Genomic DNA, 11694 nt, shown 5'->3' with positions numbered 1-11694 from the left:
CGCTTGAGAGCAATCACTTAGCTTGGAGGAGCTAGATGGCAAACAACAACCACACTGAAGCACTGGCCCGCATCAAAGTTGTGGGCGTCGGCGGCGGCGGCTGCAATGCCGTCAACCGCATGATTGAGCAGGGCATGCCGGGCATTGAGTTCGTGGCGGTGAACACGGACGCGCAGGCCCTGCAATTCTCCAATGCGCCCACCAAGGTGCGCATTGGCAACAAGCTCACCAAGGGCATGGGCTCCGGCGGTGACCCTGACACCGGGCGCAAGTCCGGCGAAGAGTCTGCCGAAGAGCTGTATGAAGTATTGCGCGGCACCGATATGGTGTTCGTTACCGCCGGCATCGGTGGCGGCACTGGCACCGGCGCCGCGCCCATCGTGGCCCAGGTTGCGCGTGAAGTCGGCGCCCTCACCATTGGCGTGGTCACCAGCCCCTTTGAATTCGAAGGCAAGCGCCGCAAGCAGAACGCTGAAGCTGGCATTGCCCAGCTGAAAGAGCACGTAGACACCCTCATCGTCATCCCCAATGACCGCCTGCTCCAACTGGTGGACAAGCGCGCCGGGCTGAACGATGCCTTCCGCGTGGCCGACGACGTGCTGCGACAGGGTGTGCAAGGCATCTCTGAACTTATCACCGTGCCCGGTCTGATCAACCTTGACTTTGCCGATGTGCGCACTATCATGTCTGAGGGTGGGGCGGCGCTGATGGCCGTTGGCGAGGCCGAGGGCGAGAACCGCGCCCAACTGGCCGCCGAAGCCGCCATCAACAGCCAGCTGCTCGACATCACCATTGACGGGGCCCGTGGCATCCTGTTCAACATCACCGGCGGCCCCAACATGTCGCTGTTCGAGGTCAACACGGCCGCCGCCATCGTCAAGGAAACCGCCCACCCGGATGTGAACCTCATCTTCGGTGCGGTGATCGACGAGAACATGGGCGACAAGGTGCGCATCACCGTCATCGCCACCGGCTTTGACCGCAAGGGCATGCCGCGCCGCATGCTGCGCACGCAGCCCGGCCAGCCCGCCCAGAGCCACGAAGGCCACATCCAGGCTGCCCCTCGCCAGCAAGAGAGCGAAATGGCCGCCAACATCAACCCCAAAGACTTGGATATCCCCACCTTCCTGCGCAACCGCGTAGGTCGGTAGTTGATCTCTATCAGTTAGGTGTAACACCGGGCGTACGATCCGACCCTCCACGGAGCCCGAAAAGACCACGCTGCCTCACCGGGCAGCGTGGTCTTTTGTTAGCTCTATGTGGTTTATCATTTGCTCCACGGAGACGCTATGGTTCGCAAAGTTAAAGGCTACGTTGAACTCTACTGGGCTTGCCCAAGCTGTGGCAATCAGAATGCGGGGGTGCACGCCTACTGTATGTCGTGCGGCAGCCCGCAGCCGCCTCAGGTTGACTTCCACCAGGGTAGCCTCAGCCAGCTCCTTACCGATGCCGAAAAGATTCGCCGCGCCAAAGCCGGCGCGGACATCCATTGCGGGTTTTGCGGTACCCGCAATCCTTCCGGGGCCAAGAACTGTTCCCAGTGCCAGGCAGATCTTGCTGCCGGGGCCAAGCGTGGGTCTGGCAAGGTCCTGGGTGCCTTTAAGCCCACCGTCAAAGGCGCCTATACCCCGCAAGAGTGCCCAAGCTGCGGTGCGCACAATGCCGGCAATCGCCGCGCCTGTGGCAGCTGCGGCGGCAGCCTGGCGCCGGCTCCCCGGCCCGCCAAGGCGCCTACCAAGCCGCAGGCCGCTGGCAAGCTTGGGTCGCGAGCATTCGTCATCGGCGGGCTGGTGCTTCTGACGCTGTGCGCTATCGTGTACTTTCTCTTCCTGCGCACCAGTCAGATCGAAGCCACGGTTATCGGCGCCGAGTGGGAACGTTCAGTCGTGGTGGAGCAGTTCGGCCCGGTGGAGTTGGAAGCCTGGGCTGATGAAGTGCCTAGCGGCGCAACCAACCTGTCCTGTCGTGAGCAGGTCCGCAGCACACAGGCCCAGCCGCCCAACAACGCCACTTACCGTGAAGTGTGTGGCACCGAATACGTGGTGGATACAGGCAGCGGCTCTGGCGAGGTGGTGCAGGACTGCATGTACGAGGTGTATGCAGACTACTGCTCCTATACTGCCGAAGCCTGGGAAGCCTACGACACGGTTGAATTACGCGGCGTGGGCCTGAATCCGCAATGGCCGCAGCCCGCGCTCAACTTCGATCAGCGTCTGGGTGAGCAGGAGGAGACATACACCTGCATATTCCGTTCCGGTGGCGATACCTACAGCTACCAGGCCAATTCGTACAGCCAGTTCCAGCGTTGTGTGATCGGCAGTCACTGGCTGCTGGAGATCAACACCCTTGGGGGTGTTACGTCCATCAGTCCTGCCAATTGACTTCAAGTCAGCTATACGCTCCATCCACGCGTGTCTTAAAGTTTTCCCCAAACGCAGATTTCGTGCCAAAAATGCTTGCGTGCCTATAGGCCGCATGCTAGAATGGCGAACTTTTCCCCCGAAATATAGCGGTACTTTTGTACTGCTCCCCATATATGGGGGCGATACGCGCAGTTCAGTAGTAGAGAGAGGCAAGACCCGCAGCTATGTTGTGCCCGCATTGCAAAGACGCAAACCAGGAAGGCAGCAAGGTGATCGACACCACGCATGACGCGCGGGGTGGCATTCGCCGCCGGCGTGAGTGCAAGAACTGCGGCAAGCGCTACAGCACCTACGAGCGTCCCATTCTCGCTGCGCCGCTCATCATCAAGAGCGATGGCGGACGCGAAGAGTTTGACCGCGAGAAGCTGCTGCGCAGCGTGCAGCTTGCCTGCGTCAAGCTGCCCGTGGCCGCCGCCGAGATCGACCGCCTGGTGGGCGAGATCGAAACCAAGCTCATGCAGATGGAGAAGTCCGAAGTCTCGTCCCGCGTCGTCGGCGATATGGTCCTCGCCGGCTTGAAGGACCTCAGCGAAATTGCCTACATCCGCTTTGCGCTCGTGTATCTGGGCCTGAACGATCTTCAGGCCATCCGCAAAGAAGTAGACAGCCTGATCGCAGCAAGTTGACGCAGCACCACCCGCACCCAGCCGGGGGCGGAGTGTCGCTGCGTCTCCCCGCACTATGGAGGAAGCGATGTTGAAGGAAACAAAATCCACCACCGCCAAGCAGGAGACCCACGGCCTGCTGCCCACGCCGGCCATGCCCAAGGGGCTTGCCAAGGTTCACCTGGGCGATAATGCCATGCAGGTTTTCGAGCGTCGCTATATGCGCCGCGACAAAGAAGGCAAGCCCATCGAGAGCGCCGAGCAGACCTACTGGCGCGTGGCCTACCACGTTGGCAAGGTGGAAAAGGAATGGGGCGGTGATGAAATGCAAACCGCCCGCGCCTTCTACGGCTTATTGGCTGAACAGCGCTTCACTCCCAACTCGCCCACCTTCACCGGCGCTGGGACGCCCATTGGACAGCTGGCCGCCTGCTTCGTGCTGCCCATCAGCGACGACATGGGCCGCGCCTCCTCCGGCATCTTCCAGACCCTGCGTGACGCGGCCCTGATCCAGCAGACCGGCGGCGGCAACGGCTTCGCCTTCAGCCGCCTGCGCCCCAAGAACGCCCACGTCAAGACCTCCGCCGGCCGGGCCACCGGCCCGGTCGGCTTCCTGCGCGTGTATGACCAGGCCTTCGGCGAGATCGCTCAGGGCGGCACCCGCCGCGGCGCCAACATGGCCGTGCTGCGCGTAGACCATCCGGATGTCGAGGAGTTCATCACCAGCAAGACCAGCGAGAACGCCATCACCAACTTCAACATCTCGGTTGGCATCACCGACGCCTTCATGCGCGCCGTGCAGGCTGACGCCGATTGGGATCTACGCTTCCTCGATATCAGCGACCCGCGCAGCAAGGGCTTCGACGGCACGCTGGAGCAGGCCGAATTGGCTGGCCTGCCCATCAAGACCCACAAGACCCTGCGCGCCCGTGAGCTGTTCGACATGATCGTCACCCAGGCTCACCACAATGGCGAACCCGGCCTGCTGTTCCTGGATGCGGCCAACCGCAGCAACCCCGTGCCGCACCTCTATCCGCTCGAGGCCACCAACCCCTGCGGCGAGCAGTGGCTCGGCCCCTACGAGAACTGCTGCCTCGGCTCCATCAACCTGGCCCAGCACTTCGGCCCCGATGGCACGGTGGATTGGGCCAAGCTGCAGGAGAGCACTGAGCTGGCCACCCGCTTCCTCGATGACGTCGTGCAGGAGAATGCTTACGTGCCGCAGGTACCCCAGCTGCGCGAGGCTGCCCTGATGGCGCGCCGCATCGGCCTGGGCGTCATGGCCCTGGCCGACCTGCTGTACCACTGCGGCATCCGCTACGGCTCGTCCGAAGCGCAGGAGTTCTCGGCGCAGATCATGGAGTTCGTGCGCTATCACAGCATGAAGACCAGCATCGAGCTGGCTAAAGAGCGTGGCTCCTTCACCGCCATCGAAGGCAGCATCTACGACAAGAACGATATGACCTGGACCCCGCCCACGCCGCTGGAGCCCTACGTGGGCGACTTCGGCCGCCCGGCGGTGGACTGGGACGCCATCGTCGCCGGCATCAAGGAGCACGGCATCCGCAACGCCTGCCAGACCACCATCGCGCCCACCGGCACCATCGCCACCATCTCCGGCTGCGAAGGCTACGGCTGCGAGCCGGTATTCGCTCTGGCGTACCTGCGCCACGTCAACGACAACGGCAAGGACCTGACGCTCACATACACCAGCCCGCTGTTCCAGCAGGCGCTGGAAGCCTCTGGCTTGAGCGAGGAGGAGCGCGCCACGATCATCGAGCAAGTCGTGGCCCAGGGCACCTGCCAGAACGTGGCCGGCCTGCCCGAGAGCCTGCGCAACACCTTCGTGGTCTCCGGCGACATCAGCGCCGAGGAGCACGTGCGCATGCAGGCCGCCATGCAGGCCTTCGTGGATAACAGCCTCTCCAAGACCGTCAACTTCCCCGCCGAAGCCACCGAAGAGGATGTGGCCACCGCTTACATGTTGGCCTGGGAGCTGGGCGCCAAGGGCATCACCGTCTACGTCACCGGCTCGCGCGACAAGGTTGTGCTTGAGACACATGCGACTGCGAAGTCCAAGGAAGCTGCTCCCGAAGCGAAGCCTATGCCAGTAGGGGAGGCACTGTGGAATGAGAGTCGTAAGCCGCGCCCCGGCGTCATGCACGGGCACACCATGAAGGTCGAGACTCCGTTGGGGGCCGCTTTCGTGACCATCAATGAGAACGGTGAAGATCAGCCCTTCGAAGCCTTCATCAACAGCGCCAAAGCCGGCTCCGAAACCGCCGCCGTCTCCGAGGCCATCGGCCGCCTCGTATCCTACATCCTGCGCCTGTCCTCGCCCGTGGCCCCGCTGCAGCGCCTGCACGAAGTGCGCGCCCAGCTGGCTGGCCTCGGCGGCGACCGCCAGCTCGGCCTCGGGCCCCGCAAGGTGCGCTCGCTGCCGGACGGCGTCTCGCAGGCGATCGGCCAGTACCTGGAAGCGCACGAGAGTGGGGCACAAGCGCACGCTCCCGGCAACGGCAATGGCAACGGGCACGCTCATGCTGCTGACGCTGCTCCGGAGCAGCGAACGGGGCCAAAGGGCGAGCTGTGCCCCGAGTGCGGCCACAGCACCCTCGTGAACGAAGAGGGCTGCAAGAAGTGCCACTCGTGCGGGTTCAGTGAGTGCTAAGTATTAAACTCCAGCTCGCTGTATTCTTTCTTGGGTTGATCAGCTTGGCCTGCCGCTTCGACGCCACGCCCCCCAGCACTCCCACTGCCGAAGCCTTGCGCACGCCCAGCGGCGGAAGCAGCAATTTTGGCGGCAGCTCTGACCCGGCGCCGCCGCTGCAGGCCTGCCCCGTGCTGCCGCCCAACGTGGGCGCCGCCGGCAGCCCGCAGCCGGGTGCCGAAGGCCTGGGCGACCCGTACTATCCGCACCTGGGCAACGGCGGCTACGATGTGGAGCACTACAACGTTGAGCTGCGGGTAGACCTGGCCGCCAGGCACCTGGATGGCCGCGTGCTCATCAATGCCGTCGCTACTCAAACGCTCAACCAGTTCAATCTGGAGTTGGCTGGGTTGGAAGTGCACGCTGTGAGCGTGCAGGGGCAGCCAGCCGAGTATTCGCGTAGCGGTAACGAGCTCAGCATTACTCCGAGGCAATTTCTGCAAGCGGGTGATCCGTTTGATGTGACCGTTGAATACGGCGGCAGCCCAGGTGAGGGCATTGACTTCAGCGGCATGGAAGAGTTCGAGGTGGGCTGGGGCTGGTACCCAGACGGTGACGGCGCATACGTGGCCGCCGAGCCCAGCGGGAATTCCACCTGGATGCCGGTCAACGAGCACCCCTCCGACAAAGCCACCTACAGCTACGCCATCACCGTGGCGGAGCCGTACGTGGCCGCCGCCAACGGCGTGCTGCAGGACACGATCAGCCATGGCGACGGCACGCGCACCTTCGTGTGGACCTCAGCCTACCCGATGGCCAGCTACCTGGCCACGGTGGGCATTGGCCTATTTGATATCGAGACCAGCACGGGGCCAAATGGCCTGCCGATTCGAGACTACTTCGAGCGTGATATTCCGCAAGAAGTGCGCAACGATTTTGCGCGCACCCCGGAAATGCTGGAGCTGTTCAACGAACTCATCGGCCCATACCCGTTTGAAGTGACCGGCGTCATCGTGCACGACATTAATTTCGGCTTTGCCCTCGAAACGCAGACGATGAGTGTGTTCGGCTCAGGGTTCACCGACGAATACGTGGTGGCGCATGAGTTGGCCCACCAGTGGTTTGGCAACAGCGTCGGCCTCAACTGCTGGCAGGATCTGTGGCTGAACGAAGGCTTCGCCACCTACTTGAGCGTGCTGTGGAACGAGCACGCTTACGGCGAGCAAGCGCTGCGCGACGAGATCGACTGGTATTACTGGCAAGTGGCGCAAAGCGGGCCGTTCGCCTCACCGCCCGGGAACCCGGGGCCGGACGACCTGTTCAACTTTGGCGTGTATTACCGCGGGGCGCTGACCCTACATGCGCTGCGCGAGCGAGTCGGCGACGAGGTCTTCTTCCGCATTCTGCAGCGCTATTACGCCGACTTCCGAGACAGCAACGCCACCACGGCGGACTTCGTGGCCATCGCCAGTGGAGTCAGCGGCGAAGACCTGCAAGAATTCTTCGACGCGTGGCTGTATGCGCCGGATGTACCCGATATCCCCGAGATGGGCTTGTTCCTCGAGGATTATCAGTAGCGAACATCACCGGCAGCAAGGATCCCTCGCTGCGCTCGGGATGCACGTGGATTATTCGTCGAAGATGAGCTCGTCGCGGCCGGTGAGCTTGGCTTCGATGGTGCGGATCACGATGTCCAGGTGGGCCGGGTCGTTGACATAATCCAGGTCGTCCGATGAGATGGTGAGCACAGGGCACAGGTCAAAGCTGCTGAGCCATTCGTCGTAGTAGCCATCCAGCAGGCTGAGGTATTCGGCGGTGATGCCGGCTTCCATCTCACGGCCGCGGGCCTGAATGCGGCCCAGCAAGGCAGGCACGGGTGCCTTCAGCATGATGAGCAGATCCGGCTTGGGCAGCGAAGCGATGACCAACTCGTAGACGCGCGAGTACGTCTCCAGATCCTCAGGGCTGAGGTTGCCCAGCGAATGCAAGGCGCGGGCGAAGATGTAATAGTCCTCATAGATGCTGCGATCAAGGATGGCCGAGTTGGGATCACGGTAGGCTTCCAGATGGAGCTGCGAGCGTTGGGCCAGCAGGAAGACCTGCAGATGGAAGGCCCAACTGCGCATATCGGCATAAAATTTGCCAAGGTAGGGATTGGTCTCCACTGTTTCGAAACCTGTGCGCCAACCCAGACGATCGCCCAGCTGAGTCACCAACGAAGTTTTGCCGGCGCCAATGTTGCCGGCTACGAGAACGAGATGTTTTGCAGCCATTTGTGGGGAGTATACATAAAGCAGCGCGGGACGATTTGCAATTCCAGGTGTTAATCTCTAATGGGATAATTGTTATATTGCATAAGGAGTAAGACATGAAACGAGCCACTCTTTCCGTGCTTGTGCTGCTGGCCCTGGCTGCCTGCAGCCCGGCGCCGGCCACGCCGGACGCCAATGCCCTATTTACCAGCGTGGCCAGCACCCTCTCAGCGGTGAACACCGAGACGGCGGCGGCTGTGCCGCCAACCGAGGCGCTGCCGACGGCCACCCCGGAGCCCGAGGCGACTGCCACCTTTACGCCTGAACCCACCCCCACGCAGGAGGAAGGCCGCATCAACCTGGCCACCGGCGCCACTAATGGTGTTGTGACCGGCCGGGTGGAGGCCAACCAGCGGGTCAGCTTTGTGGCCGGCGCGGCCGCCAACCAAGTGATCGTTGCCAATCTGTTCACCCAGGCCGGCAACGCCGTGATGGAGATCAAGGGCGCCGACGGCAGCACGGTGCTGGCCGAAGCGACGCGCTATACCTCGTACCGCACCCTGTTGACCAAGACGCAGGACTACGAGTTCACCGTGGTGGGCGGCGGCAGCGCCCAGGACTTTACGCTGTCGGTGGCGTTCGCCGTGCCGGTGAACTTTGCCAGCGGCAGCAGCAGCGCCAGCTACACTGGGCGCACGGTGGGCGGCAACCCGGTGACTTACACCATTTACGCGCAGACCGGCAAGCAGCTGCAAGTCAACGTGAACACCAACGCCAGTGATGCAGCCCTGACGATCTGGGGCTTTAACACCGGCGAACCGTACGCCCGGGCGCAAAACGGCGTGACCAACTTCAGCCTGAGCTTGCCGCAGACGCAGTACTACATCATCGAGGTAGTGCCGCAGGGCGGGCGCACGGTGGACTACACGCTGACGGTGTCGATCCCGTAAGTACCGTTATCGGGCGCACCGCAGTGCGCCCCCTACTTCGCAATGACGATTCAAAAGAGCGGCCTGCAATTTTGCAGGCCGCTCTTTTTTGTTGCCGGTGTTACGGACTGACGTTAGCGATCACAGTCCACTTGACTGGGTTGCCCTGGGTGATGCGCAGCGAGATGGTGAAGCTGTTGCTGCCGGGCGAGACTAGATGCGACCAGTTGTTGTTGCAGATGGTGTTGTCGTCTGCGCCGGGGGCCGTGATCTCCACGTACTCCGGCATGCTGGTGTCACACTGGAAGGCAATATCCACTTCGGAGCCGCCGGTGAGATCATCCACGCGGATGGTGATGCGATGAGTGGTGTTGGCCGGGACTTCGCCGCTGATGGACTTGTTGTCAGTGTTGTTGGCGGAGAGGACCAGCGAGAAGTCCTGCGTGTTGCCACTATCACCGCCCCCGCCTCCACCGCCGCCGGTGTTGTTGCCACCACCACCCCCGCCGCCCGTGGGGGGCGCTGGGGGCGTTACGATGGGCAGGCCGGCGAGCACGTCACCTTCGATGAAGCTGATAGAGATCCAGCCAGTGGCACTGGCGTAGCGGACCTGCAACCAGGTGCCGGCGGCGTTGATGCCGAGCACATCCACGGTTTGGCCGCCAGGGATGACGGTCATGACGCCATAGGCGGTGGAGTCACCGGAGCGCATGTTGACATCCCGGCTGGTGGTGGCCTGGGGCGTCTCCGGAGTTGGGGTCTCCTGAGCAGCCGGCGTGCTGGTGGCGTTGTTGCCGGCGGCGGCGGTTTGCAGCTCGCTGATCTGCTGGGTCTGGGCAATGCCGGTGGCAATGACCGACTCGGCGCTGGGGCCGCAGGCGGCGAGGGCCAGGGTCAGCACGGCAAGGACCACAATTACTCTCTTGCTCATATGTAACTCCTTATCATATGTAACTCCTTATCATATGTAACTCCTTATAAGGAAAGGAAAGCCATTGATGAGAGAACGGAAACCAGTGCCTGGCGTTACCCTCAGGGAAGCAGATTGCTTCATCCGTTTGCAGCGCAAAGCGCTGCAATACTCCCCGCAATGACAAAGCAGGCCAAGCGGCTTTGGAATATTCAGGAGGGATTGCGAAGGCGTAAATCTCGACAAACTCCGCTCACAAGCAAAGTTATTATTACGCGAATATGGGTGGGGGTTAAAACTTATTACTAACAACTTTTGCAGAAGGCGGATCCATGTAAGCATGGCACCTTTGTACACGCAGTGCGCCTATTTTTGGAAAGCTGGGCAAAAAATCAAGTATTCGGCAGCGGGCGTGGAAGGCATGTTGGATGAGAAATGACGAAGACACAACGAAGACACAACCGTTTCTGACCTCACATTGCGCGCTGGCAGGTGTATTGGCCGGGCTGGCCGGCTTGGCGCCTTTTTACTAATCCACCAGGCGCGAATCATGCCGATCTGGTTCATTGCGCCGCTGGGGATCGTGGTGGCGGCGCTGGCGGGGCTGCTGGTGGCGTGGGCGTTTGAGGAACTGCGCCCCCGCTGCCCAGAACACCTGGCTAGCGGTGCTGGCCTTTGTGGGCCTGCTGACGCTGACCCAACTGGCCTCATTTGCAGTGAGCGCAGTGCAGCACCCGATCATTGACTACTGTGGGGCGGCAACCGCGTGCTGCCGGGCTTTGAGGGCGTGGTGTATTCGCGCTCTGCGGTGGACCTCTTCGTGACCTCGGCTGTGGCAGGGGCGCTGGCGGGCTGGGCCGTATGCGCAGCTCCGCTGCGCATTGGGAGAAGCTACTCGGCTGACGCCGAGCCACGCTTCTCCTGCCGGCAGGCGGCGGTGCGCATGGCGATGGCGGCGTTGGGCTTCGCCATCGGCTCGGGGCACAATACGCCGTTCTTCGCAGGCGTGGCGGCAAGCACGGGTACGCTGTGGGCGCTGATGCTGGGGGCGATCGTGGTGGCGGGAGCCGCTCTTTCCGGCAGCGTCGGACTCGCGGTGCTGGTCTTTGTGCGCCTGTCGCCGCAGGTAGTCTGTACTCGGTGAGTAGCCAGAATTATCAGCATTGTGCGCCATACATGGAGTTCGAATTTGCGAGTGTTACAAAAATCAAGGCTGTCACCACGAGTTTTCTTTTTTTTGCGATTTCAGCTTTAATACCTCCGACTATTTTGTTTTTCGACATTCTTCTCACTTAGTCAAGAAGCATTATTCGGCGATTACGCACATGAACCAATTCTGAGGCCGGGATATCTGATATCCGTAGAAGGTGGCATCCGGGTTATTTCGGAAGTAAGCACCACTCCCTCCTTAGTTTCATCGTATGTCATTACCGCCTGTACTTTTGGATCTGTTTCCCCTTACAATCATGTATTCAGTTTCGTCTAGGAGGCGAACGATGGCGGCAAAAGGCAAAGGCACCAAGGAAGATCCCTGGCAATTGAAGACTCCCCCTGGCACCAGTGCATATACGATGTATAAGGATGACAGTGTTGAGCCACCAGTGATCATCTGTCAGGTGGGTAGCACCAAGCTTGGTTACCTTTGGCGTGGTGTTGCCGATCTGCACGCCATGTTGAAGAAACACGGTGACTGGATAGAGCTTGGCAGCGCGGACGAAAACAAGCCTGCCAAAGAAGGCACAGTTGAAGCCTGGGCACGCTCGACAAAGAATCCTGTCAAAGGTTGGTACGGCACCAAGAAGGGGCTGCGCGGACGCTTTGCGATGTACATGCCACCTCTTCTTGAGGCCCTCGGCATGGTAGAGCTGGAGCATAACCCACGCGGAAACCGAATGCGAGCAAAATAAAAAAAAGGCGCTGCAGAG

General features: G+C 61.5%; 11 protein-coding genes. 9 read left to right on the top strand and 2 right to left on the bottom strand.

What is annotated here, in order from left to right; genetic code table 11:
- Positions 1 to 35: 35 nt before the first annotated feature.
- From ftsZ to KIT08_00540, 5 genes are all read left to right on the top strand, one after another.
- Positions 36 to 1151 carry a cell division protein FtsZ gene (ftsZ, locus tag KIT08_00560; protein ID UYN89748.1) on the top strand — a complete coding sequence of 372 codons (1116 nt, stop codon included), beginning with the start codon at positions 36 to 38 and terminating at the stop codon, positions 1149 to 1151.
- A 138-nt stretch (positions 1152 to 1289) separates the two neighbouring features.
- Positions 1290 to 2381, top strand: coding sequence for a zinc ribbon domain-containing protein (locus tag KIT08_00555; GenBank protein UYN89747.1), 1092 nt, complete (start codon positions 1290 to 1292; stop codon positions 2379 to 2381).
- Positions 2382 to 2587: 206 nt separating this feature from the next.
- The gene (gene nrdR / locus KIT08_00550; GenBank protein UYN89746.1) at positions 2588 to 3049 is read left to right on the top strand and encodes a transcriptional regulator NrdR; all 462 of its coding nucleotides are present in this window, start codon (positions 2588 to 2590) and stop codon (positions 3047 to 3049) included.
- A gap of 67 nt (positions 3050 to 3116) precedes the next feature.
- Complete coding sequence (locus tag KIT08_00545) at positions 3117 to 5699, top strand: adenosylcobalamin-dependent ribonucleoside-diphosphate reductase (protein UYN89745.1); 2583 nt, start codon at positions 3117 to 3119, stop codon at positions 5697 to 5699.
- A 35-nt stretch (positions 5700 to 5734) separates the two neighbouring features.
- Complete coding sequence (locus KIT08_00540; GenBank protein ID UYN89744.1) at positions 5735 to 7255, top strand: M1 family metallopeptidase; 1521 nt, start codon at positions 5735 to 5737, stop codon at positions 7253 to 7255.
- A 51-nt stretch (positions 7256 to 7306) separates the two neighbouring features.
- Here the strand turns inward: KIT08_00540 and KIT08_00535 are convergent, their stop codons facing one another.
- Positions 7307 to 7951 carry a deoxynucleoside kinase gene (locus KIT08_00535; GenBank protein UYN89743.1) on the bottom strand — a complete coding sequence of 215 codons (645 nt, stop codon included), beginning with the start codon at positions 7949 to 7951 and terminating at the stop codon, positions 7307 to 7309.
- A 95-nt stretch (positions 7952 to 8046) separates the two neighbouring features.
- Between KIT08_00535 and KIT08_00530 the strand changes: the two genes are divergently transcribed.
- A complete protein-coding gene (locus KIT08_00530; GenBank protein UYN89742.1) occupies positions 8047 to 8880 on the top strand; it encodes a hypothetical protein in 834 nt (277 codons plus the stop codon).
- A gap of 100 nt (positions 8881 to 8980) precedes the next feature.
- Here KIT08_00530 and KIT08_00525 read toward each other — a convergent pair whose 3' ends face one another.
- A complete protein-coding gene (locus tag KIT08_00525; GenBank protein ID UYN89741.1) occupies positions 8981 to 9790 on the bottom strand; it encodes an SH3 domain-containing protein in 810 nt (269 codons plus the stop codon).
- Between the two features lie 529 nt (positions 9791 to 10319).
- Here KIT08_00525 and KIT08_00520 point away from each other — a divergent pair.
- The 3 genes from KIT08_00520 to KIT08_00510 all read left to right on the top strand — a co-directional run bounded on the left by KIT08_00520 (position 10320) and on the right by KIT08_00510 (position 11676).
- Positions 10320 to 10514 (top strand): hypothetical protein, encoded by a 195-nt coding sequence (locus KIT08_00520; protein ID UYN89740.1) that lies wholly within the window; start codon positions 10320 to 10322, stop codon positions 10512 to 10514.
- Positions 10515 to 10535: 21 nt separating this feature from the next.
- Positions 10536 to 10913: a hypothetical protein gene (locus tag KIT08_00515; GenBank protein UYN89739.1), complete on the top strand. Its 378-nt coding sequence runs from the start codon at positions 10536 to 10538 to the stop codon at positions 10911 to 10913.
- A gap of 352 nt (positions 10914 to 11265) precedes the next feature.
- Positions 11266 to 11676 carry a hypothetical protein gene (locus KIT08_00510; protein ID UYN89738.1) on the top strand — a complete coding sequence of 137 codons (411 nt, stop codon included), beginning with the start codon at positions 11266 to 11268 and terminating at the stop codon, positions 11674 to 11676.
- Positions 11677 to 11694 lie beyond the last annotated feature (18 nt).

The sequence above is a fragment of the Anaerolineales bacterium genome (assembly GCA_025808555.1).
Taxonomy (GTDB): domain Bacteria; phylum Chloroflexota; class Anaerolineae; order Anaerolineales; family UBA11579; genus JAMCZK01.
The sequence above is the reverse complement of the archived record's forward strand: the minus strand, read 5'-3'. Positions and strand labels throughout refer to the sequence as shown.